Origin of the sequence: Gramella sp. Hel_I_59, from assembly GCF_006714895.1 — a bacterium.
In the GTDB taxonomy this organism is placed as follows: domain Bacteria; phylum Bacteroidota; class Bacteroidia; order Flavobacteriales; family Flavobacteriaceae; genus Christiangramia.
On record NZ_VFME01000001.1, the window covers coordinates 40,296 to 64,958 of the forward strand.

At 39.3% G+C, this 24,663-nt stretch carries 22 protein-coding genes and 1 tRNA gene; 13 read left to right on the forward strand and 10 right to left on the reverse strand.

All coding sequences use genetic code 11. From position 1 onward, the window contains the following. Window positions 1-191: 191 nt before the first annotated feature. Window positions 192-3,806 (forward strand): metallophosphatase, encoded by a 3,615-nt coding sequence (locus JM79_RS00170; protein ID WP_185739437.1) that lies wholly within the window; start codon window positions 192-194, stop codon window positions 3,804-3,806. A gap of 48 nt (window positions 3,807-3,854) precedes the next feature. Here JM79_RS00170 and JM79_RS00175 read toward each other — a convergent pair whose 3' ends face one another. From JM79_RS00175 to JM79_RS00185, 3 genes are all read right to left on the reverse strand, one after another. Next, window positions 3,855-4,520 (reverse strand): haloacid dehalogenase type II, encoded by a 666-nt coding sequence (locus JM79_RS00175; RefSeq protein WP_141876232.1) that lies wholly within the window; start codon window positions 4,518-4,520, stop codon window positions 3,855-3,857. 74 nt (window positions 4,521-4,594) lie between these two features. After that, window positions 4,595-4,822 carry a hypothetical protein gene (locus tag JM79_RS00180; RefSeq protein ID WP_141876233.1) on the reverse strand — a complete coding sequence of 76 codons (228 nt, stop codon included), beginning with the start codon at window positions 4,820-4,822 and terminating at the stop codon, window positions 4,595-4,597. Between the two features lie 392 nt (window positions 4,823-5,214). Then, window positions 5,215-5,286: transfer RNA gene (locus JM79_RS00185), tRNA-Arg, on the reverse strand. 98 nt (window positions 5,287-5,384) lie between these two features. Between JM79_RS00185 and JM79_RS00190 the strand changes: the two genes are divergently transcribed. Genes JM79_RS00190 through JM79_RS00200 form a run of 3 tightly spaced genes read left to right on the forward strand, consistent with a single transcriptional unit; the run spans window position 5,385 to window position 7,937 of the window. Then, on the forward strand, window positions 5,385-6,368 hold the full coding sequence (locus JM79_RS00190) for a DUF1028 domain-containing protein (RefSeq protein ID WP_141876234.1): 984 nt from the start codon (window positions 5,385-5,387) through the stop codon (window positions 6,366-6,368). 21 nt (window positions 6,369-6,389) lie between these two features. Then, entirely contained in the window at window positions 6,390-6,737 is a 348-nt protein-coding gene (locus tag JM79_RS00195; RefSeq protein WP_141876235.1) for a hypothetical protein, read from the forward strand. A gap of 45 nt (window positions 6,738-6,782) precedes the next feature. Further along, window positions 6,783-7,937, forward strand: coding sequence for a DUF3095 domain-containing protein (locus tag JM79_RS00200; protein ID WP_260443340.1), 1,155 nt, complete (start codon window positions 6,783-6,785; stop codon window positions 7,935-7,937). Between the two features lie 24 nt (window positions 7,938-7,961). Here the strand turns inward: JM79_RS00200 and JM79_RS00205 are convergent, their stop codons facing one another. Beyond that, entirely contained in the window at window positions 7,962-9,518 is a 1,557-nt protein-coding gene (locus tag JM79_RS00205) for a M20/M25/M40 family metallo-hydrolase (RefSeq protein ID WP_141876236.1), read from the reverse strand. Between the two features lie 143 nt (window positions 9,519-9,661). Between JM79_RS00205 and JM79_RS00210 the strand changes: the two genes are divergently transcribed. Together JM79_RS00210 and JM79_RS00215 are read left to right on the forward strand one after the other, a co-directional pair. Next, entirely contained in the window at window positions 9,662-12,031 is a 2,370-nt protein-coding gene (locus JM79_RS00210) for a prolyl oligopeptidase family serine peptidase (RefSeq protein WP_141876237.1), read from the forward strand. Then, window positions 12,028-13,260, forward strand: a complete 1,233-nt coding sequence (locus tag JM79_RS00215) for a cysteine desulfurase-like protein (protein ID WP_141876238.1) — start codon at window positions 12,028-12,030, stop codon at window positions 13,258-13,260. The genes JM79_RS00210 and JM79_RS00215 overlap by 4 nt, the downstream gene beginning before the upstream one ends. Here the strand turns inward: JM79_RS00215 and JM79_RS00220 are convergent. The 4 genes from JM79_RS00220 to JM79_RS00235 all read right to left on the reverse strand — a co-directional run bounded on the left by JM79_RS00220 (window position 13,257) and on the right by JM79_RS00235 (window position 17,950). Further along, window positions 13,257-13,862: a porin family protein gene (locus JM79_RS00220; RefSeq protein WP_141876239.1), complete on the reverse strand. Its 606-nt coding sequence runs from the start codon at window positions 13,860-13,862 to the stop codon at window positions 13,257-13,259. The two genes, JM79_RS00215 and JM79_RS00220, sit on opposite strands and share 4 nt — an antisense overlap. A 65-nt stretch (window positions 13,863-13,927) precedes the next feature. Further along, window positions 13,928-14,557: an outer membrane beta-barrel protein gene (locus JM79_RS00225; RefSeq protein WP_185739438.1), complete on the reverse strand. Its 630-nt coding sequence runs from the start codon at window positions 14,555-14,557 to the stop codon at window positions 13,928-13,930. A 51-nt stretch (window positions 14,558-14,608) separates the two neighbouring features. Next, window positions 14,609-16,750, reverse strand: a complete 2,142-nt coding sequence (locus JM79_RS00230) for a glycoside hydrolase family 97 protein (protein ID WP_141876241.1) — start codon at window positions 16,748-16,750, stop codon at window positions 14,609-14,611. Window positions 16,751-16,807: 57 nt separating this feature from the next. Next, window positions 16,808-17,950, reverse strand: coding sequence for a cystathionine gamma-synthase (locus JM79_RS00235; protein ID WP_141876242.1), 1,143 nt, complete (start codon window positions 17,948-17,950; stop codon window positions 16,808-16,810). A gap of 153 nt (window positions 17,951-18,103) precedes the next feature. On the opposite strand from JM79_RS00235, the gene JM79_RS00240 reads away from it, so the two are divergent. Next, a complete protein-coding gene (locus JM79_RS00240; RefSeq protein ID WP_141876243.1) occupies window positions 18,104-18,883 on the forward strand; it encodes a DUF3298 and DUF4163 domain-containing protein in 780 nt (259 codons plus the stop codon). A 33-nt stretch (window positions 18,884-18,916) separates the two neighbouring features. On the opposite strand, the gene JM79_RS00245 is transcribed toward JM79_RS00240, so the two are convergent. Next, complete coding sequence (locus JM79_RS00245) at window positions 18,917-19,405, reverse strand: DUF998 domain-containing protein (protein WP_260443476.1); 489 nt, start codon at window positions 19,403-19,405, stop codon at window positions 18,917-18,919. Between the two features lie 309 nt (window positions 19,406-19,714). Between JM79_RS00245 and JM79_RS00250 the strand changes: the two genes are divergently transcribed. Continuing rightward, window positions 19,715-20,068, forward strand: coding sequence for an ArsC/Spx/MgsR family protein (locus JM79_RS00250; protein WP_141876245.1), 354 nt, complete (start codon window positions 19,715-19,717; stop codon window positions 20,066-20,068). After that, on the forward strand, window positions 20,061-20,960 hold the full coding sequence (locus JM79_RS00255; protein WP_141876246.1) for a DMT family transporter: 900 nt from the start codon (window positions 20,061-20,063) through the stop codon (window positions 20,958-20,960). The genes JM79_RS00250 and JM79_RS00255 overlap by 8 nt, the downstream gene beginning before the upstream one ends. Window positions 20,961-21,011: 51 nt before the next feature. Here the strand turns inward: JM79_RS00255 and JM79_RS00260 are convergent, their stop codons facing one another. Further along, entirely contained in the window at window positions 21,012-21,509 is a 498-nt protein-coding gene (locus JM79_RS00260) for a thioesterase family protein (protein WP_141879137.1), read from the reverse strand. A gap of 81 nt (window positions 21,510-21,590) precedes the next feature. Here JM79_RS00260 and JM79_RS00265 point away from each other — a divergent pair, with 81 nt between their 5' ends. The 4 genes from JM79_RS00265 (at window position 21,591) to nadD (ending at window position 24,653) form a co-directional block, all read left to right on the forward strand. Beyond that, window positions 21,591-22,553 (forward strand): alpha/beta fold hydrolase, encoded by a 963-nt coding sequence (locus tag JM79_RS00265; protein WP_141876247.1) that lies wholly within the window; start codon window positions 21,591-21,593, stop codon window positions 22,551-22,553. A gap of 74 nt (window positions 22,554-22,627) precedes the next feature. Next, on the forward strand, window positions 22,628-23,485 hold the full coding sequence (locus JM79_RS00270; protein WP_141876248.1) for a YicC/YloC family endoribonuclease: 858 nt from the start codon (window positions 22,628-22,630) through the stop codon (window positions 23,483-23,485). Beyond that, window positions 23,485-24,072, forward strand: coding sequence for a guanylate kinase (gmk, locus tag JM79_RS00275; RefSeq protein ID WP_141876249.1), 588 nt, complete (start codon window positions 23,485-23,487; stop codon window positions 24,070-24,072). The genes JM79_RS00270 and gmk overlap by 1 nt, the downstream gene beginning before the upstream one ends. After that, entirely contained in the window at window positions 24,069-24,653 is a 585-nt protein-coding gene (gene nadD, locus JM79_RS00280) for a nicotinate (nicotinamide) nucleotide adenylyltransferase (RefSeq protein WP_141876250.1), read from the forward strand. Before gmk ends, nadD begins: the two co-directional genes overlap by 4 nt. Window positions 24,654-24,663: the final 10 nt, after the last annotated feature.

Consider the following 24,663-nt stretch of genomic DNA (forward strand, 5'->3'; position numbering starts at 1 on the left):
GCTGAATCTCAAAAAAATTAAACTTAAACTGAAGCCTGGACAATTGCAGATGTACCTTAATTAGTAAAAATTTTAGGAGTGGTTGTTAAAGTATTATAAAGAGCTATGACATCCTAAATTAATTGAATTTTTTTGAAGGTTATTAGCAGAATACTACTACTATACTGAATTCAATCAAACTCTTACCTTCAATGAGCATAATTACTAAACTAACCCTACAAACACAAGTCGGCAGCAAAACTTTATTTCTTGGAATGCTATTAGCATTTCTGGGAAATCTAACCGGATATTCTCAAACGAATTCTAAAGAAGTCGTGCATTCAGTTTATGTCACTTCCAATACGGGACTTCGTTCTAACGAAGATAATAAGCAGATACTCGATAAAATCGTAAAATCTTCCCAGGCGAATGAATCTAACAGCCTGGTAATGGTTGGTAATATTGTACCAGAAGACGGGTTTCCAGATAAAGATAATGGACGTTCTAAGGTTGAAGAAGATCTTAAGAAAAATCTACTTGATGAGATCAAGGATTTCAACGGAAAAATAATTTACACTCCTGGATATAATGAGTGGCAGGAAGACGCCCCGGATAATATAGATGATCTGGAATCTTTTTTACAGGATACCCTGGAATCTGATTTCTGGCCCAATGATGGTTGCCCTATTGAGAGCGAAAGTCTTAGTGATGACGTGCAGCTTATAATGATAGATTCTCAATGGTATATTGAAAACTGGGATGATCACCCATATATCAACAATAAATGTGAGATCAAAACAAGGCTTCAGTTTCTGGATGAATTCAATGATGAATTAGAAGATAGCCAGAGAAAAACAGTTCTTGTTGCGGTTCATCATCCTGTGATGACACAAACCAAAATCGGATTTCTAGAGAAGATGTTGGGCCATGGGACTCAAACGAGTCGTAACCCGCAATTAAAAGAATTGATGGGTAGCCTTGAAGCACTTGCCAGACAATATAATGATGTGATTTTCTTATCTGGAAAAGATAAAAACCTTCAATTCGTACAGGATGATGGGATCGAACAAATCATTACTGGTGTCACTAAAGAAATTGCGAAGGCAAGACCAGATAAGGAAGAAGGCGACTTCGTGAGTTATGAACTTGGTTATGCCAGGGTCAATATCTACAAGAATGGATCTTCAAACGTAGAATATTTCTCAGTATCCCCAGAAGGTGAAAAGCTGATCTATAGCTACGAAATAGCCAGAGAACGACCAACTTTAGACGAAGTAGAATGGCCAGAGACCAAGTTAGGTAAAACTACTACTACCTCTGTTTACACTGCAGAGGAAACCGATAAAGACGGACTTTACAAAGCACTTTGGGGAGAACACTACAGATCTCTTTACAGCAAAAAATTTGAATTCCCTGTTCTTTATTTAGATACCATTCCTGGGAATATGAAAGTATTGGGTGCCGGAGGTGGACATCAATCAAGATCGCTCGGATTTATAGATGACGATGGTCACGAATATACCATGAGAGCTTTGAAAAAAAGTGCGCTTCAGTTTTTACAAACTACCGTGATCACAAATCACTATGTAGAAGATTATTTAGAAAACACGGTAGCTGAGCGATATGTACAGGATTTTTACACAACAGCTTTTCCTTACGGTACTTTCCCGGCAGGAAAATTCATGGACGAACTAAATATCTTCCATCCAAATTCTGAACTTTACTATGTTCCGAAGCAGGAAGCACTGGGAGTTTATAATGAGGAATATGGTGACGAACTATATATGTTCGAAGCACATATTGGAGGAGAAAATAAAGATCTTCCAATATTTGATGGAGCTGAGGATATCCTGAACTCATCTGATCTACTTCTGGAAATGCAGGAATCAAAAGAGGCTTATGTAGATGAGGATATGTACATTAGAGCAAGGCTTCTCGATATGTTCCTGGGTGACTGGGACAGACATGAAGGACAATACGAATGGGCAGAATTCGAGGATGAAGAAGGTAAGAAAAGATACGTACCTATCGCAAAAGACCGTGATCAGGTATTTTCAAAAACAGACGGTTTTATTCTTTCTTTACTTCGTGTAGGTTTCCCTCAAATTAGAGCGATGGAACCTTTTACAGAAACTGTGAAAAGACCAAAATGGTTTAACCACGCCGGATACCCGTTAGATAAAGCAGTAATTAGAGAGAATAACTGGAATACCTGGAAGGAACAGGCTGAATATCTTCAGAATACACTTACAGACAAAGTTATTCAGGAAGCTTTCGATGTATTACCTTCAGATATAGCAGATGATGAATATGTGATGGATATCAAAAGCACTCTTGAGGTAAGAAGAGGTAATATGATGGAGATCGCACGTGAGTACTACGATTACCTGGTGAAATTCGATATCTTCCTTGGAACCGAAGATGATGATGCTTTCCTTATTACTCGTAAACCTGACGGAATTACGCAAATTGAGCTAACCAATGAAGATGGTGAAGTAGTTGCTCAAAAAACTTACGACAGTGATGAAACCAAAGAAGTTTGGATCTATGGACTTGACGGCGATGATGAATTTAAGATCGTAGGCGAAGGTTCTTCACTGGTAAAACTGAAAGTTATTGGTGGAGAAGAAAATGATATCTACGACTTTCAGAATACAAAAAAGGCGAAACTTTACGATTACAAGAGCAAGGATAACACGATAAAAACTTCAGGCGCAAATAAAATGCTTGTAGATTCTTATGATATTAATAATTACGATCCTAAAAAGAGAAAAAGTAACCAATTTACTTTTTTCCCCAGTGCCGACTTTAATTCAGATCAGGGATTCAGCTTAGGGGTTAAAAACACCTTTACGACCTATGGTCTGGTTCGAAATCCATTTACATCTCAACACAACCTTTCTGCAAACTATTATTTTGCAACCCAGGGATTTGATGTTGGTTACTATGGTGAATTCGCAAACGTGTTCTACAAATGGAATTTTGGAGTAGATGCTTATTATTCGAGTCCGAATTTCGTGATTAACTATTTTGGAACAGGAAACGATACAGAGTACGATGACGACGATGTTTCCAGAGATTTCAACCGGGTGAGAATTGAACAATGGAGACTTGCACCTTCAATTATTTATAGAAAGAACAATAATGTATTCTTCAGTATTAAGCCTATGATAGAATCCAAGCAGGTTTCTTACGATACAAATAGAATTATAGCTGAAACTTTTGATCAGGATAATGATGTTTTTGAAGAACAACTTTATGCTGGTGCAGAGGTGAACTACAATTATTATAATAAGGATAGAGCAGCATTTCCATCAAGAGGGATCGAAGTAGATCTAACCGCGGGTTATAAAAGTAATATTGATGAGTTTGATAACAAATTCGCTTACGTGAGACCAATGCTATCTTTGAATTACCCATTACACGAAAGTGGTTTCGCGGCTATTGCAACAAAAATAGGTGGGGAAGCGATCCTGGGAGATGAGTACGAATTCTATCATGCGGCTACACTTGGCGGTGGTAATAGAAATACGCTTAGAGGATACCGTAATGAACGTTTTAATGGTAAATATGCATTCTATCAGAATATTGATATTCGAAGTGGAATCGCACAATTCAGAACTAATTTTATCCCGATTCGTATGGGAGCAAGCATTGGATACGATTACGGTAGAGTTTGGGTAGATGAAGATGATAGTAACGAATGGCATTCTAACGTGGGTGGATCGATTTTCATCAACGCTTTCAAAGCCTTTACAGGAAACATTGGATACTATGTTGGAGACGAGGGAGGTCGTTTGAACTTCACCGTGAACTTTGACTTCTAGTTCTCGACACTATAAATTTAAGCCACACATCACAGTGTGGCTTTTTTGTTATAATTCTTTTGCCAGTTGTTCGATCGAATCTACCATTAGATCAGGATCTTTCGCCAGTCTAAATGGAAATTTCCCTGGCCTGCGCACGAAAGCTGTTTGCAATCCAGCCCTTCCTGCTCCGGCGATGTCCCAGCCATGAGCTGCAACCATCATACAATCGCTTTTATTTACTTCGGAAGCTTCTACAATGTATTTATAACTATCAAGATGAGGTTTGTATTTCTTCACGTTCTCAACGCTTACAATATGATCGAAGAATTGATCAATTTCAGCAAATTCCAATTGTTTTTGAAGTACATCTGGTTTACCGTTGCTGTAAGCTATCAATTTAAATCCTGAACTTTTCAAATCCTTTAAACCTGGCATCACATCTGGATATGCTGTAAGACTGGTTATGGGTTTCAATGTCTCCTGTAATTCTTCTTCAGAAAGTTCTAAATCATATTTCAGGGCGTTCATCCTTAATACCTCCTGGGCTATTTGGCTAAAGTTGTGATAGGAATCACTTACCGTTTCTACCAGTGAATACTGTACTAGTTCAGCAAACCAGATATCAGCCGCATATTCGTTACCCAGGGTTTTATTGATGCTTTCCTTTAGCGGAGACAGATCAAGAAGAGTTTCGTTCACATCGAAGATGAGTACTTTAGGAGTTGATTTCATTTCGTTTTTTAGATAAAAATACAAATCTTAATCCCGAAATAAGACCAGGTAATATTAAAGCTGAAGAAGCCTAGCTAAAAAGGTGCTGGCGGATTCAAAGCCGAAGTATTACTCAACTGCTCTCCTTCAAACTCCTTTTGATGATCTATTGATCCTGAATCTGAATAGGTACTGGAAGTAATTAAAAATACAAGCAGACTGATGGCAATTAGAAATAGTACTTTAGTGAGGCCAGATAAATACTGAACTTGTCTATCAATTTTAACTTCGTCCTGAAGACTTGTAACTACGGTTGGTTTCATAGCATGAATACTATGTAGCAAATAGGGCACTACTGGTTAATAATAAGTTCTTTCCAGGTAGGGTTAATTTGGATAGCTTAATTTAGTAATCTAATAGACTGACTACAAGACAATTGTATATTTAAATCAGGAGGATATTAACAGGTAGAAAACTCCGAATTGCTGATATTTACTGCATTAAACCGACTTATAAACAATTTAACACCTTGCTATGATATCGATTAATTGCAAATAAACCGGTTAAAAGGTGATAGTCGCTATAAAACTAACTGCATATAAATTACCGAATTACATCTTCGTCTTATATTTAACCTTTGCAAATATAATTCTGATTCGAGGTATTGGAATCAAGGAAAAATAATGGACCTGAGTTTTTATAGATGAAGAATTTGTAGCCTCACCAGGAATCGAACCTGGATCTAAAGTTTAGGAAACTTCTATTCTATCCATTGAACTATGAGGCCGTTGAACGAATTTATAAAAATCGGCATTGACTTCGCTACTACATAATTCTAAAATTTACAGTCTTATTCTATATCTTTAGACTTTAAGTTCCTTAAGTATGAAAAAATTAGTTTTAGCAGTTTTCTGTTTATCGATATTCAGTACTCACGCACAGAATATTGGTCACGAAAAAAGTGCTTTTGCACATACATTTTCAATTGTTGCCAGAGATACTGTCACCGGTGAAATGGCTGTAGGCGTTCAAAGTCACTGGTTTTCGGTGGGTTCTATAGTTTCCTGGGGCAAATCTGGTGTTGGAGTGGTTGCCACTCAATCCTTTGTAAATCCGGCCTACGGTCCTCAGGGACTTGAATTAATGGAAAACGGAATGCCAGCAGATATAGCGCTGGCTAAAATGGTAGATGAAGATGAAGGCCATGCTTTCCGTCAGGTTGCATTTCTGGATGTAAACGGTAACGTTTCTGCCTATACTGGTGATAAATGCGTTCAGGCTGCGGAAGACATACAGGGTAATAATTTTTCTGTACAGGCAAATATGATGTTAAATGAGAATGTAGTTCCTGCCATGGCGAATGCCTATGCTACGAATTCAGATCTTCCTTTAGCTGAAAGAGTGGTTGCTGTGATGCTGGCCGCACAGGAAGCCGGTGGTGATATACGAGGAAAACAATCTGCTGCTCTTATTGTCGTAGGTCCTGAAAAAACCGAAAAAAGCTGGGAAGATAAAAAGGTGGATCTTAGAGTGGATGATCACGAAAATCCAATCAAGGAACTTGGAAGATTACTGAAGGTGCATCGTGCTTACGAACATATGAATAAAGGAGACCTTGCTGTAGAAGCCAACGATATGGAAAAAGCACTTGAGGAATATGGTGCTGCAGAAAAAATGTTTCCTGAAAACCTGGAAATGAAATACTGGAAAGCTGTAGCTCTTGCCAATAGTGGGAGAATGGATGAAGCTAGACCAATTTTCAAAAAAGTTTTTGCTGCAGATGAAAACTGGAAAGAAATGACCACAAGGTTGCCTGCATCAGGACTACTGAATATTTCAGAAGAAGAATTAGAGACCCTTACTAAATAAGATAGCCATATGATTAAATTGATGAAAATTAGTTTTTTAAGCCTTCTGTTTATAGCATTCGTTGCTTGTGAAGAAACTAAAAAAGAAGAAGAGAAAACTTCCGAAGAAAAAGAAACCGTTAGCACTGCCAATTCGATGAAAACGAATATGGAAGCAGATAGTGAGCTAAAATATAATCCTGCTCATGGCGTAGAAGGTCATCGTTGTGAACTACCGGTAGGTGCTCCTCTTACAAATGAGGGAAATACTCCGGCTCAACCTATGACCACAAGTCCTGTTAGAATGCAGAGCGCCACTCCAACGATTAATCCTCCACACGGGCAACCTGGGCATGACTGTTCAGTAGCAGTGGGTGCTGAGCTCAATTAGTTCTAAAATCCGAAATTTTTACACATCCATTTCGACAGAAGTTCTATGATGGACAAGCATCGTAATTTCTATACCGAAGTCCCGATTAGTGATCTGGCTATTCATGAACTTTTTCGGGACAGAAGCAATTTCCAGGAGGTTCCACCAACATGGCATGTCCTGGTTGCAGATATTCGGGATTCTACCAAAGCGGTGAACGATGGCAGGCATGAAGAAGTGAACCTTGTGGCTACCGGCTGTGTGATCGCGATACTCAATTTATCCATTTCTGAAGGGGTCACTGTTCCTTTCTTTTTTGGAGGGGATGGAGCTACATTCTTAATACCTGATAGTCTTACAACTAAAGCTTTATCTGTTCTTGAGAAACACAACAGAAACGTTCAGAAGAATTTTAAATTCGAACTTTCATTGGGAACTTATCGCGTAAAAGATCTTTATCGGGATGGGATCGAATTAAAGATAGCCCGAGTAAGTACTACAGAATCTCTGGTGATCCCAATTATCATGGGTCAGGGATTACTAATTGCTGAAAAGCTTATAAAAGAAAGTCCTAACAGTTTACCTATCGAGATCGATGAAGTGCCTGTTAATCTATCCGGGATGGATTGTAAATGGGACAAGATCAAACCACCTTTGGAAAACCAGGAAGTTTTAAGCCTTCTTATAGCCGGATGCGGTGATGCGAACTACCCGGAAGTTTATTCAGATATTCTCGAAAAGCTCAACGAGATCTACGGTTCCACACAGCGCAGAAGACCAATCTCTACAGACAAGCTTAAAATGTCCACCAGTTTTGACCGTATTAGCAATGATGTAAAGGTTAAGTGGGGTGAAGGTAATATCCCGGAATTTCTAAAAGGAGTATTGATTAGCCTGTTCGGGGAGTTTTATCTTAGGAACACCAATCTTGGTAAAACTTATTTAAAGCGTATGGTGGAATTATCTGATAATCTAAGCCTTGATGGCAGAATTAATACTGTAATTACAGGCAGCGCAGACCAAAGAAAAGAACTTTTCAAATACCTTGATAGTGTTGAAGCACAAGGCCTCATTAAATATGGTTTTCATATTAGTGAAGAAAGTATCATGTCCTGCTATGTTCGCAATATGAAGACAGACGAACATATTCACTTTATAGATGGTGGAAATGGCGGATATACAAAAGCGGCCAATGTGCTCAAAAAGAAATTGGCAAATTGACCGCTTTAGTAATGTTCTAATTAATTAGTCTTCTTCCAGACCTCCTCTACGAGTAGCATCGCGTGGCTCTGGCCAGGTCATCTGCTCTCCGGTTCTACGACTTTTTGGTAAGCTAATCTGTTCTCTGGATGTTTTTTCAGGATCTTCACTAGCCATATAAGCAAGTACCGCTGTAAGGATCACATTATTTCTAACATCATCAAAAACGATCTTATCATAGGTATCCCTGTTGGTATGCCAGGTGTAATTCCAGTAATCCCAGCTCAATGAACTCAGGTTGAATGCTGGTGCTCCAGCCGCAACAAAAGAAGCATAGTCAGATCCTCCTCTTCCTGGAGATCCAGGGAAATTGGTTTCAATATGTGTAGTTATATCTTCTGGAACTTCGTACAACCAGCGTCCTATATAATCATAGGCATGCAGGAATCCGTTTCCAGAAATATTCACTACCCTTCCAGTTCCGTTATCCTGGTTAAACAAAGCTTGCGTATTTTCAACGATTTCCGGATGATCTTTTACGAATGCTCTGGATCCATTCAATCCCTGCTCTTCACTACCCCAATGTCCTACCAGAATTGTTCTTTTTGGGTTAGGATACAACTTTTTAAGAATTCTCATCGCTTCCATCATTACGATGGTTCCTGTTCCATTATCAGTTGCACCAGTTGCACCATCCCAGCTATCAAAGTGTGCTGAAAGAATTACATATTCTTCAGGCTTTTCTGAACCTTTAATCTCTGCAATTGTATTGAAAGTTGGAACTTCTCCCAGCTCCTGAGATTCAGCTACTACTTTAAGTTCAGGTTTATCGCCATATTCTGCTAGTCTGTATAACATCCCGTAATCCTCCAGTGAAATATCAATGGTTGGAATTTCTTCGGTATATGAAGAGAATACTTTGTTTACTCCAAATCCACGTGACCAGTAAGATGAAATGATCCCAGCTGCTCCTGCTTTTTCCAGTGCCTGAGGTAATTCTCTTCTGGATAATCCGCTAGCTGAAGTACGTTCTCTCCAAACTTCACTTAAACTATCACGATCCTTTTTCATTTTTTCGAATGACTCTTCTGTAGCCCATTCTTCCCAGTTATCGTCTGGTCTTCCTGTTGGTTGTGGCATTGAGATCATCACGAATTTCCCTTTAACCGACTTCAATTTATTTACAAAGTCCATAGAGTCTTTTGCTGCCGGAAGGATAATTACTTCAGCCTGCACTCCTTTTTTGCCGGTAGATGGACTCCAGGCTAGCTGTCGTGCTTCAAGGCTCTGAATCCTTGGAGAGATAAGATCTACATGCGTGATTCCGCGTTCCCAGCCTTTCCACTTTCCCCATTCTTCATTTCTGGCGTCAATATCCCAGCTCTTATATTTATTTACCGCCCAGTCGTTAGCCTGTTTCATTTGAGGCGTTCCAACAAGTCTTGGACCTACAACGTCCAGTAATTCATGCGCAAGATTCTCAAGTTCTGAATTGCCTTCTGCTTCTTTTACGATCTTCTCCACCATTTCCTGGGTGCTTTGCGCAAATGCAGCCGAAAAGGAGATGAAAAATAAAAAGGCTAAGGATAATTTTTTTGTCATAATGTAAAGATTGGTTGATGTGTTTTACAATATCGTTCTTTTTAGAACAATTGCTCTGAAATTAGACCGCAGTGGTACGAAAACGTTTAATGCGGAGTTAAAATTTGGCTATATTGGCCTTCCAAAATCGTAAATTTTCACCAATGCTTCAAAGATTCGCGTTTCTCGCCATACTATGCCTATCATTTTTACAGCTAAATGCCCAGACTTCAGAACTTAGCGTCGAGAAGATCATGCAGGATCCGCAATGGATGGGTAATTTCCCTGATAGAGTTCGATGGGGAATTCATAGTGAAAATGTCTATTTTCAATACAATCCTGAAGGAAATGCTGTAGACAGTCTTTATAAAATTGAGATAGATAATCCTCAAAAAATCTTAAAGGTTTCTCCGGAAGAATCTAAAGCAATGATCCCAACTTACGGTGACTTCAGTAGTGACCGAAAGAAAATGCTGTATACAGATGATGGAAAACTTATTATCTATGATATGAATGATCGATCCAAAAAGGAATTGATCAGTTTGCCCTTCAGAATAAGTGATCCTGAATTTTCAGCTTCAGAAAATGAAATCCTATTCCAGGCTGAAGACAATGCATTCTTGTATCATCTCGAAAACGGAACGCTTCAGCAACTTACCAATATCAAATCTGGATCGAAAAAAGCTTCCGCAGATAAGAAATTAGACGAAAAGGATCAATGGCTTCAGGATGAAAATCTTGATCTTTTACAGGTTGTTAGAGAACGAAAAGAGAACAGGGAAGCATCGAAAAAGTACCGCGAATCTACCAGCGATCCTGAAGAATTTACTTTTTACCTGGACAATAAGAACATGAGCAATTTTGTGATCTCGCCAAATGCTAAATATGCTGCATTCAGCCTGATCGACCGGGAAAGCGGAAAGAACACGGGTGTTCCTAATTACGTAAATGAAAGTGGTTATACCGAAGATCTTTCTGCCAGAAGCAAGGTTGGAGATCTTAAATATTCCGCAGAACTGGCACTTTATCAAATTGAGAAGGATACCGTTCTAAAGTTTGATTTCAGCAGTTTACCAGGAATTTCAAAACTACCTGATTATACTGCAGACTATCCTGAAAAAGAATGGAAAAAAGAGCCGCGCCCGGTAATTCCATCTTCCATGAAATTTAGTCCTGAAGGAGACAAAGCTGTAGTAAACATACGTTCTACAGACAATAAGGACCGCTGGATCGTGGCAGTTGATCTTGAAACCGGAACATTTGAAACGCTCGACCATCAACGTGATGAAGCATGGCTCGCAGGACCGGGAATTGGTTATACTTATTACGGATATGAAACTATGGGATGGTTGCCAGAAAATAAGCATATTTATTTTCAAACTGAAGAATCAGGTTATTCTCATTTAGTGATCCTTAATACGAAAACAGGAAAAAAGAAAGATCTTACTCCCGGAAATTATGAAGTTTTTGATCCTATGATCTCGAATGATGGAAAGCACTGGTATTTCACTTCTTCGAAAGTTCATGCCGGGGAAAGACATTTTTATAAAATGCCTTTAATGGGCGGTGATATGGAGCAACTTACTTCCATGACCGGGAATAACGATGTACGATTATCTCCAGATGAATCGCAAATGGCGATCACTTATTCCTATATGAACAAACCGGAAGAACTATTTCTAAAAGAAACCTCAACAACTGCTGAAACGATCCAGATAACCGATGGCAGATCTGAAGCCTTTAAAGCCTATGACTGGCGTGAACCTCAACTTATTAAATTTACGGCGCAGGATGGAGCGAAAGTTCCAGCCAGACTATATCTTCCTGAAGAGGATGTGAAAAATGATGCCGCAATTGTATTTGTACATGGTGCTGGTTATTTGCAAAATGCTCACAAATGGTGGTCCAGTTATTTTCGCGAATATATGTTCCATAACCTTTTAACTGATCTTGGTTACACCGTTATCGATATCGACTATCGTGGGAGCGCCGGTTATGGAAGGGATTGGAGAACTGGAATTTACAGGCATATGGGCGGGAAAGACCTAAGTGACCAGGTAGATGGTGCAAATTATCTTATAGAAGAATATGATATCAATCCTGAAAAAGTGGGTATTTATGGTGGTAGTTATGGCGGATTTATCACCTTGATGGCTTTATTTACTGAAGCTGAAACTTTCCAGGCAGGTGCTGCTTTAAGGTCTGTAACAGACTGGGCACACTACAATCATGGTTATACCAGCAATATTCTTAACGAACCTTCCCAGGATCCAATTGCCTACAAACGCTCTTCACCTATTTATTTTGCTGAAGGACTTGAAGGTGATTTATTGATCGCTCATGGAATGGTAGATGTAAATGTGCATTTTCAGGATGTGGTGAGATTAAGTCAGCGTTTGATCGAATTAGGTAAAGAGAACTGGGAGCTTGCCGTTTATCCAGTGGAGGACCACGGATTCGTGGAGCCTAGTAGCTGGACTGATGAATACAGAAGAATACTGGAATTATTTAATGAAAACCTATTGGAAGAATGATAGATATTAAATTTGTAAGAGAACAATTTCCTGCTCTTGAACGGGATTTCGTTTTTATGGATAATGCTGGAGGATCACAGGTTTTAAAGCAGGTCACTGACAAGATCACAGATTACCTGCTTCACTCCAATGTACAACTTGGTGCTTCTTACGCTGTTTCCCAGGAAGCCGGAGACAGACTAAAAGCTTCTACGAAAGTTGTTTCAGAGCTTATCAATGCTTCCAGACCTGAGGAGATCGTGATTGGTTCCAGTACGACCATGCTAATGCGAATTCTCAGCCTGAGCATTAGTAAGAACTGGCAAAAGGGAGATGAGGTCATTGTGAGTAATACAGACCATGAGGCTAATGTTTCTCCATGGACAGATCTTGAAAAGTCTGGCTTCAAGTTTAAAATATGGCAGGTAAATCCAGAATCTCTGGAACTTGATACTAAAGATCTTGAAAATTTATTGACAGAAAAGACGAGACTCGTTGCGGTTACTCACGCCTCCAATGTGCTGGGAACGATCAATCCTGTTAAGCAATACGCTGAAATTGTCCACAAAGCCGGTGCTTTGATCTGTGTAGACGGTGTCGCCTATGCACCGCATAGAAAAGTTGACGTTCAGGAGCTGGATGCCGACTTCTATACGTTTAGCTGGTACAAGACTTACGGACCACACCTGGCCATGATGTATGGTAAATATGATCTACTGAAAGAGCTGGAAAGTATCAACCATTATTTTATAGATAAAGATGCTGTTCCATATAAACTGCAACCCGGAAATTTTAATTTCGAACTTACTTATGCGGTTTCCGGAATTACCGATTACTATGCTGAATTGCACGATCATCATTTCGACGGAAAAGATCTTCAGTTTAAGGAAAAATTGAATAAAACCTACGAGCTTATTTCTGCCCATGAAGAGAAGTTGGCCACAAGACTTCTGGATTATTTGAATTCAGTTTCAGAAATAAAGATCATTGGACTACCCAGTGCTGCTGCTGAAAAAAGAGTGCCTACTATTTCATTTGTGCACAACAACTTCCGAAGTAATGAAATTGTAGAGGCAGTAAATCCTCATAATATTGGGATCAGGTTTGGTGATTTCTATGCTAAAAAATTAATTCAGGACCTTCAGCTGGAAGATAAGAACGGCGTGGTAAGAGTGAGCCTGGTTCATTACAATACGCTGGAAGAAGTTGATAAACTAATAGAAGTTTTTAAGACGATCTTTAAGTCTTAACGGTAATTTCCGAAGACACGATTAAAAGGTACTTTGAATCCCAGTAAAATGGAATTTCTTCGTACCTGATCCCGTACTACTTCCAGTACCTCTGCCTGTGCGGAGATTTCAAATGTAAATTGGTTACGAACCCGGTATGATACAGATAATTTCGCCGGGATCGTGATCACCCGAATGTCTCTCTCCAGCACATTACCGTAATCTGGAGCATTTTGAATAAAAGAAGCTCCAATTCCCGCCCCAAAAAGTACATTTTCGATCTGGTTGAAGGGATCGAAATTAACATAGGGCATGAAAGTCAACGAGTTGTAATGCTCATTATCACTAAGATCTGAAGCTGAAGTTCGTTGCCAGTATAACTCGGCTCCAAAACCTGCTTTAGGCAAAAGATAATAGATCGCGTAGATTCCCACCGCGTAGTTAGGCTCAAAACCTGAATTGGTAAAGCTGTCGCTCTCCCCGCTGTCAAAAACATTTTGAGAAAGATATAAGGAGGTATGGGCATAGCTAATGCTTGGACCCACCTCAAAATCCCGGTATCTCTGGCTGAAGCAATTTAAACCAATTATAAGGAATAGAATTACGAAGCTATTTTTGTTCATTATAATTCAATGTTGCCCTGAAAGATAGGAGCAAGAATTTAGATGATTGTAAGATAGAGAACAAATTAAAGATATCTGGCATCAGTGAGAATTCGATTTATCGGAATTTTCACTCCTACGAAGAATGAATTTCTTCTTGCGAGATCTTTCACTACTCCCAATATTTCTCCATGGACTCCGGTTTCAAAGGTGATTCTATTCTTAAATCTATAACTTGCTGAAAGTTTTAGCGGTATTGTTATTTCCCTAATATCTTCAGGATCTACCTCAGGCCCATATTCTGGGATTTCTTGTATAAATGAAACTCCGCCACCAGCTCCAAAATATAGATTTTCAACACTTTCGATAAAATTTAAATTTATAAAAGGGAGAAATGTAATAGAAGTGTAATAATTCTCACTTTCAAAGTCAGTCGACATTATTTTATCGTAATACAATTCTGCTCCCAAAGCGATTCTAGATTCGAAATAATACATTCCATATACTCCTCCAGAAAAATTAGTATCATATCCTGAATCTTTCCATTCCTCTTTCACTTCGCCGGTATTGGTTATGACAAGTTCACCGGTATTTACATAAATAGTTGAATATTCAAGATTAAACATTGGTCCTATCTCAAAATGTCCGCCGCGTCTTTGAGCAAAAGTTTGAGTAGATAAAAATAAAAAGAGAAGTACGATTAGAGTTCGTAGCATTGTGTTCGGTTGAATTGAAATTTTCATTCTGGTAATGTGCTGAGAAAGATATTATAGCTTTTTAAGATCTTTTACTTCAGATTTTTCGGCTTCCATAATGCTTATCGCAAAACCACCACCCGGAGCAGATTGCTGCGACAAGCTGGATTTGCTATTCACTCTATACTTTTTGGTCTCATAGGCCTGAGGATTCGTCTTGTAATGAGCATCTGCAGCATCAGCATAGATCGTTGCGATGTACGTTTTATCTTTATCCAGGAAGTCAAATTCAATTTTTGAAGTCCGCATTTCCTCTCCATTCACGTTTCCAACGAACCAGTTACTTGTTCCCTTTGCTTTTCTGGCAACAGTGATATATTTACCAGGTTCCGCTTCCAGGTATTCACTCTCATCCCAATCGAGCGCTACATCTTTAATGAACTGAAAAGCATCCGGGAATCTCATATAATTTTCCGGAAGATCAGCAGCCATTTGCAATGGGCTGTACATCGTTACATACATTGCAAGTTGATTGGCCAGCGTACTATTTACATGGGAATTGTTATCTGGATTCAGCTTAGAAATATCCATTTCAAAGATTCCGGGAGTATAATCCATAGGTCCGCCAATGAGTCTTGTAAATGGTAATACGGTCACATGATTTGGTTTAGAACCTCCAAAGGCCTGGAATTCTGTCCCACGAGCAGATTCATTACCAATAAGGTTTGGATAGGTTCTTCTCAATCCCGTTGGTCTTACCGCTTCGTGAGCATTCACCATGATCTTATAATCTGCAGCTTTGGTTACTGCATATAAAAAATGGTTGATCGCCCACTGCCCGTAGTGATGTTCACCACGCGGAATGATATCTCCAACATAACCGCTTTTTACAGCAGGGTAATCATACTTATTCATGAACTGGTAGGCAGTATCCATATGACGTTCATAGTTCCTGATCGCTCCGGAAGTCTCATGGTGCATCATCATTTTCACACCTTTACTTTGTGCGTACTCATGAATTGCCTCCACATCAAAATCTGGATACGGAGTCACAAAATCAAATACATAATCTTTCGATTTCCCGAACCAATCTTCCCAACCTTCGTTCCAGCCTTCCACAAGAACGGCATCAAAACCATGCTCTGCGGCGAAATCTATATATTCCTTCACATGCTCTGTATTGGCAGCATGTTTACCATTTGGGGTTGTTTTGGAATAGTCGGTTTTCCCGAGTTGTACTGAAGGTAATTCATCTGTATACGCCCAGGAGCTTTTACCTGTGATCATCTCCCACCATACCCCAATATATTTTACTGGCTTGATCCAGCTGGTATCTTTCAGTTTATTTGGTTCATTAAGGTTCAGGTTCATATTGGATGCCAGGATCTCTGTTGCCTCGTCACTTACCATGATGGTTCTCCATGGAGAAACTGCCGGAGTCTGTATATATCCTTTATTTCCAACTGCATCTGGAGTTAACCAGGATTCAAAAACTAGATTTTCTTCATCAAGATTCAGGTTCATTAGCGAATAATCTACCAGCGCAGCTTCGTGCAAATTAATATATAAACCGTCCTTAGATTTCATCATAAGTGACGTCTGCACTCCTGTGTTAGAAAACTGCTCCTGAGAAGCGTTCCCGGTAACCGCCGTATCAAATTTTGAACTAATCTCTGAAAGTTTTGATGTGGTATAATCATACTCCTGAGAATCATAATCGCCAGGCAGCCAGAATGCGGTATGATCTCCGGCCATTGCGAATTGAGAATGCTCCTCTTCAATCACAAAATAGGTTAGATTCTTTTGCTCCGGAAATTCATATCGAAACCCAAGACCATCATTGAACATTCTGAAGTTCAGGATCAATTTACGATCTGTGTCTTTCTGAATTAGTTCAACCTGAAGCTGATTATAGTTGTTTCTTATTTCCTTAGTTTCTCCCCAAACTGGCTTCCAGGTATTATCGAAGCTGGTCTCACTGCTATTCTCTACTTCAAAATTCTCAAGCAGATCTTCTGAATCTTTCAAGGCAAGACCAAGCTTGCTTGGTTTGATTACAGACTTACCTTTATACGTTAATTCGTAGGTTGGCTCACCTGCATCGGTTAGGCTAAAGTTCATCTTAAGTTCAGCATTTGGAGAACTTAGGTTCTGGGCAATAGTTAAACCCGATACCAGAAGGAATAATAGAGAGAAAATTGAAGTTTTAATCATCATTGTATATATAAAGTGACCCGTTATAAGGGTTTCAGAAATTAAAATTAATATTATTTATCCAATAGCCTGTCGAAGATCTTCGATTAAGTCTTCTTCATCTTCGATTCCCACGCTAAGTCTAATCAAGGAATCCACCACACCGGTTTTTTCTCTTTCTTCCTTCGGAATTGAGGCATGGGTCATACTGGCGGGATGTCCTGCAAGTGATTCTACACCACCCAGAGATTCGGCAAGTGTGAAAACTTTCAATTTTTCGACGATTTTACGGGCGCTTTCCAGCGTGTTTTCTTTTGTATTAAAGGAGATCATTCCTCCAAAATCTGACATTTGCTTTTTCGCGATCTCGTGATTGGGATGGTCTTCAAAACCCGGCCAGTAAACGTCTTTTACTTTATCATTGGACTTCAGAAAACCTGCAATGGCTCGACCATTCTCGCAGTGTCTTTGCATCCGGATATGCAGGGTTTTGATTCCTCGCAAAACAAGGAAACTATCCTGGGGACCGCAAATCGCACCACTTGCATTCTGGATAAAATAAAGTTCATCGGCAAGTTTCTTGTCCTTCACGACCAGTCCGCCCATCACCACATCACTGTGGCCTCCCAGATATTTGGTAGCACTGTGCATTACGATATCGGCTCCAAGTTCCAATGGTCTTTGCAGGTATGGTGTGGCAAACGTATTATCAACCGCCAAAAGCAGTTCGTGCTGCTTCGCAACCTTTGAAACTGCCTCGATATCGATAATGTTCATCATTGGATTGGTAGGAGTTTCTACCCAGATGAGCTTTGTTTTTTCATTGATATGCTGCTCAATATCTCCTGCAGCTTGCATTCCCACGAATTTGAATTTTATTCCAAGACCTTCAAAAATCTTCGTAAACAATCGGTAGGAACCCCCGTAAAGATCATTTGTGGAGATGATCTCATCACTTGGTTTAAACAATTTAAGCACTGCATCTATCGCTGCCAGTCCGGAACCAAATGCCAAACCATATTCACCATTTTCAAGACTGGCGAGTGATTTCTCCAATGCCGTCCTGGTCGGGTTTCCACTTCGGGAGTATTCATAACCCTTGTGTTCACCGGGTGAACTTTGAGAATAGGTCGTGGTTTGGTAGATAGGTGGCATCACAGATCCATAAGCTGGATCCACATTGTCCTGTCCTCCATGTATAGTCTTGGTATTGAACTTCAAATTGCAGTATTTTTAATTATGAATAGTGCTCGAATTCGCTCTCGAACATTAGCCTTCCAATGCATGAAAATCGTAGTAAACAAATGTAATCAGCTCGTTGAGCATTCACAAAATTCAATTTACCTTTATACTCTAATTTAACACCCAATAGCCTTGAAAAAAGCAATTCTTTCAGCTTTAATGATCCTGATTCTATTCTCCTGTGCAGATGAGGATAAAAAAGAAGAAATAGAAATCCTGGAATTTAAGCAGGAAACCGTTGAGAACAGTTATAAGGATTGTGATCCTGAGAATGGCGATTGCACTTTTATAAGTCTCAGCTACCCGGTCGCAAATAATGATGGAAAGACTTCAAAAAAGATCAATTTAGAGGTAGAAAGCTTCCTCCAGAACACTGTGGATTTCACGGAGGCTGATAGCATACAATCTCCCCGGAAACTGGTAGATCAATTTTTGCAAAATTATGAAAGAACCGCGACCGACTTTCCCGATTACGAGATTCCATGGGAAGCTACGATCCTCGGAAAAGTAATTCAGCAGAACGAAGAGCTGGTTTCCATGGAATTTACTACAGATATGTTTACCGGTGGAGCACATGGCTACAATAGTGTGAGTTACCTCAATTTTGATGCTGAAACGGGCAAGTTATTAGTCGTAGAAGACCTATTTTCTTCGGAATTTACCAAAAAAGCAGAGCAGGATTTTCGTGTGAAACAGAACATTCCTGAAGGTGCGAGCATTAATAACACGGGGTTCTTTTTTGAAAATGAAAAGTTTCACCTTCCGGCTAATATTGGGATCTATCCAGGAAAGATCGTATTGCATTACAACGCTTATGAGATCGCTCCGTATTCCGCAGGAAGCTTCAGAATGACTTATTCCAGAGCAGAAATTTCAGAATATCTAAAGACTGAAGAAACTTTAGAGGAATAAAATACCTGTCACCTGAATTCGCTTCAATTTAAATTACTCGCTACTCGCATTTTCAAAATTAGCGGACTTCCATAAATAATAGGAAACCACTGCAGGCCAGATCACCAGTAGGCTACAAATAAATCGCTCGTAAGCTCCGTTGATATCATCGGGCATTAATGGCAAAAGTGGCGCCAGAAGGAGCCATAATACTCCAACCCATATCGTGAACTTTCTCAGAAAAGGTTTTAAGGATTTTATATAGGGATAAACCAGAATATGAAGGATCAAAAATAGTCCGGCAAGGATATAGACCAATTTTCGATGGATCTTTTCTCCTGGACGTCCCGCATATTGATTATGTTCTGCGATCATCATCAGATCTGCGCCAATAAGAACCAGGACCACCAGACCGATCAACCACCTTACATTATTCTTTTTCCAGGTGAAAAGTCCGATTGCCAGTGCAACATAGCCCATCGCAAGAAAGTCCAGACCCAGATCCTGTATCCAGCCATATTTACCAATGGCCAGCATACTTATGGTGTTTTTAAAGGATTGTGCTCTTCATGAAGAATGATGCCAATAATATCTGCTGCTATGACCGCGAAGCAACCAAAAAGGCATAGTACTGCCGAGAGTTTATAGATCGTAGATGTCTTCAAACTTTATGAATTTTGACTCTATTAAATGATAGTTAGGAATTCAAATTAAGATTTTTTGACGTTTTTTAAGCGTAAATCTTCGGAATCTAATTAATATTTCTGTTTTTTCTGAAGATTAAGGATGGCGTAGAATATATGTTTTCCCGACAAAATATTCGTTCTTTGCATTTTGCGAAAACTCTCAGTTATGAAAAAAGTCTACCATCTTTCCACCTGTGATACCTGTAAACGAATCTTGAAGGAGCTGGACCTTCCAGATGATTTTGAACTTCAGGACATCAAGACCGAAGCTATTTCTAAGGAACAATTGGAACAAATGCATGTATTGGCCGGATCTTATGAGAGTCTTTTCAGTAAAAGGGCGAGGTTGTATAAAGAGCGTGATCTAAAAAATAAGTCTTTAGAGGAACCTGATTATAAGGAACTTATTCTGGAGCATTATACATTCCTGAAGCGACCGGTGATCATTAACGAAGACAAGATTTTTATTGGGAATTCTAAAAAGACCGTGGAAGCTGCAAAAAGTTCAGTACATGGATAACACCAGATTATTAGCCATTCTGGCCGCTATTGGAGCGAGCACCATTTACGGGATCAATCATACCCTTGCCAAAGGTTTAATGCCTTTGTATATCGAGCCTTTCGGTTTTATATTACTTCGAGTGACCGGTGCAGCGATCCTTTTCTGGTCTATAAGTATTTTTGCTCCAAAGGAAAAGATCGCCACTTCCGACTGGCCACGTATTATTGGCTGTGCTATTTTTGGGATGGTTATCAATATGCTGTTCTTTTTTAAAGGACTCAGCCTTTCAACACCTATTAATAGTTCGGTTATCATCACTTTATCGCCAGTAATGGTTTTGATTCTTGCGTCTATCCTGATAAAAGAGCGCATCACTTTATTAAAAACTATTGGGATCATTATAGGAATGGCCGGTGCGCTAGTGTTGGTGCTTTTTAGCTCAGACCAGAACCAGAATGCTCCGAACATCCCGCTTGGAAATGTACTCTTTATCGTCAATGCCTTTTCCTATGGTCTATATCTCATTCTCGTAAAACCGCTTACTAAGAAATATCATGCGATTACTTTGATGAAGTGGCTATTCTTAATCGCTGTATTTATCAATCTTCCCATCACTTATACTGAATTTGTTGCTGTAGATTGGAGTAATTTACCATTTGACGCAATCTGGAAAATGGGCTACGTGGTTCTTGGAACAACTTTTATGACCTATTTACTGAACATTTATGCGCTGAAGCAGCTTTCAGCATCTACCATAAGTGCATTTATATACCTGCAACCACTTATCGCGATCACTTTTGCGATCATGGTTGGTGCAGATTCCCTGAACTGGACTAAAGGTATTGCGGCTACACTGGTATTCGTTGGTGTGTATATGGTAAGTATGAAAAAGACAAAAGTAAAGGCCTGATATTATAGAGTAATTCTACAATACAGACCTTTCTATAAAACTTGATTCTGCTTATAGTTTAGCCAGCTCCTCGCTGCTTAAATTATCTGGTCGTTTCCCGTATTTACGGGTATCTTCCTTGGTGAGAGTTCTAAATTCTTTAGTTTTTGGTGTACTGTCCAACTGCTTGAAAAGCTCTTCCGGCAGGGTGGTAAGTTTGCGTTCTTCCAGGTCTATCCACGATCCCATCATCTCACAAGTTGCACAATTCCTACCCTTGTGATCATAGATCTTATGAATAAATTCAAAGTACATCCCATCTTCAGAAAGTCCGTTTAACTCAAGACTCACTGTTACCGGTTCACCTGCAAATATCTCTTTGAAATAATATATATGCTCATAAAATACGATAGGTCCCAGATTGTAATGAGCGAGTTGCTTTTGACCAAAACCATTTTCCATCAAAAAGCCCATTCTTGTATGGCTCATAAAATTTATATATGCAGAATTGGCAAGGTGCCTGTTCGCATCAAGGTCGCTCCATCGTATCTCGAATTTCTTAGTATACATGATCTTACTTTTATTCAAAACTACCAATAAATAGTATGCATGCATAACAAATTTTACCTAAGTTTATATTAAATTAGATACATGCCGCTTCTCTCAAGCAACTATCATCCTACTGGAATTTTCAAAAATGCAGACGCTTCAACCATTTACGCTGGGAAACTCAGGAAGGTAGATCTAAGCTATACCAGGGAACGTATCACTATTAGTGACGGAGATTTTATAGATCTGGACTGGAGCAAAAGCAAAGAAGATTCAGAAATGCTGGTGATCCTGCTTCATGGTTTAGCAGGTAGTGCAGATAGACCCTATATGCAGGGAATGGCGCTTGCCTTCAATAACCTGCAATGGGATTCCGTAGCCATGAACTTTAGGGGATGTAGTGAAGAAATGAACAGGTTTTTTCAAAGTTATCATGCCGGTGCAAGCGATGATCTGGCGGAAGTGATAACCCATGTATTATCTCTGAAAAAATATAAGAAAATCGCTCTGGTAGGATTTAGCCTTGGAGGAAATTTACTCATGAAATACCTGGGTGAACAGCGCAGCAGACCTAAGGAAATCATTGGCGCTGCGGGAGTTTCTGTTCCATGTGACCTTGCAGGATCACTGGGAGCGATCAATAGAATGCGAAATTTTATTTATAGTAAGAGATTCGAGATCAATTTAAAGCAGCACCTGAACAAACGTGCAGAACTGTTTCCGGATCATCTCGATAAAAGTAAGGTAGCTTCCTGTAATTCTCTTCGGGATATTGATGAACTCTATACTTCCAGAGCTCATGGCTACAAAAATGCCGATGACTACTATGCTCAGGCGAGTGCCCAAAATTTTCTGGAGGATATAGAAGTCCCCACTTTATTGATAAGTGCTAAGAATGATAGTTTTCTATCTCCAGGTTGTTATCCTGAAGAAGTTGCAGAAAATTCAGAAAATATACATCTCGAGATGCCTGCTTTTGGTGGCCATGTAGGCTTTGTAACCAGAACCAATGTTTATTATCATGAAAAAAGGGTCACGGAGTTTATTAGTTCTCTTTTAGATTAGACTGCATCTACCGGGCATACAATTGTACATGCTATAGAATTGATTATCTTTGCGCAAGCTTTTAAAATTCAGGCATGATCCAATCGATGACAGGCTTTGGGAAGAGCGTTACACAAATTCCCGCCAAGAAAATCACTGTTGAACTCAAATCTCTCAACAGTAAGAATTTTGACCTGAATGCCCGCATTCCGTCGCAATACCGTGAAAAGGAACTCGAACTTCGAAATATTATCTCCGATTCTCTTGGTCGCGGTAAAGTAGATCTTTCCATTTATGTGGAATCCACCGCAGAGCAAACCTCTACAAATGTAAATACTGAAGCAGTTAAGATCTATATGGATCAACTTCGGAAGATTGTCGATACCAGTGAAATTGAGCTATTGAAGATGGCGGTAAAAATGCCCGATGCTCTTAAAACTGAACGTGAGGAGATCGATGAAGAGGAATTCATTGTGATCGAAACTGCAGTAAAAGATGCTTTAAAAGAGATCAATAAATTTAGAACAGATGAAGGTGAAGCGCTCGAAAAGGATCTTCAACTTCGTATTAATAATATAAAATCTTTGCTGGACGATGTGATTAGGATCGATCCAGACCGTGTAGAAGCTGTTAGAGAAAGACTTCGGAAGGGTATAGAAGAGATAAAGGAGCAAGCCGATGAAAATCGTTTTGAGCAGGAGATCGTATACTATATCGAAAAATTTGATATTACTGAAGAAAAGGTAAGACTGGATAACCATCTGGATTATTTTCAGAAAACACTGGATTCTTCAGATTCAAATGGACGTAAACTTGCTTTCATCTCCCAGGAAATAGGAAGAGAGATCAATACCATAGGTAGCAAATCAAATTATGCACCAATGCAACAAATGGTGGTGCAAATGAAGGACGAACTTGAAAAGATTAAGGAACAGATCTTAAACGTATTGTAATGGACGATGGTAAATTGATCGTATTTTCAGCTCCTTCAGGATCCGGTAAAACTACTATAGTTAGACATCTACTGAAACATGAGGAATTGAAACTTGATTTTTCAATTTCAGCAACCTCGAGAGAAGCCAGAGGTGAAGAACAACATGGGCAGGACTATTATTTTCTGTCTCTTTCAGATTTTAAACAAAAGATCAAAAACGACGAATTCCTGGAATGGGAAGAAGTCTATCGCGATAATTTCTACGGAACTTTAAAAAGCGAAGTGGAACGAATCTGGGCCAAAGGAAAGCACGTTATTTTTGACATTGACGTGGTTGGCGGCTTGGATATCAAACATATTTATCCAGACAGAACACTCGCAGTATTCGTGAAACCACCAAGTATCGAAGAATTAAAGATCAGGTTAAAAAAGCGCAAGACTGAAAGTGACGATAAGATAAATATGCGCGTAGCGAAAGCTTCTATTGAACTTGCAACCGCACCTCAATTTGATTTTATTATCGAGAACAATCACCTGGGAACTGCTTTGAAAGAAGCTTATAACCTGGTTTCCAATTATGTGGGCGCAGATAATATTAAGGAATGAACAGAAAAGTAGGTTTATTCTTTGGGTCCTTTAATCCTATCCATATTGGTCATTTGATCATCGCCAATCATATGGTAGAACATTCAGACCTTGATGAAGTCTGGCTGGTTGTGACTCCGCATAATCCGCACAAAAAGAAAAGCACCTTACTTGATAATCATCACAGACTCGAAATGGTTTACAGAGCTTGTGAGCATTTCGAAAACCTGAAACCCAGCAATATTGAATATGGTCTTGAACAACCAAATTATACCGTGAATACACTGGCCCACTTACAGGAAAAGTTTCCTACTAATGAGTTCTGTCTGATTATGGGTGAGGATAATTTGAAGAGCTTCCATCGCTGGAAGAATTATGAGGTTATTCTGGAGAATCATCAGTTGTATGTTTATCCCAGAATAGCTGAAGGCATGGTAGTCGAGAGATTTCGAGATCATGCAAAAATAACCAGAGTTGACGCTCCAATTATTGAAATTTCAGCAACCTTTATAAGAAGATCTATTTCCGAAGAAAAAAATGTAACACCTCTGTTACCTGATGATGTCTGGAAATATATTGATGAAATGAATTTCTATAAATAAGTAAAGACTG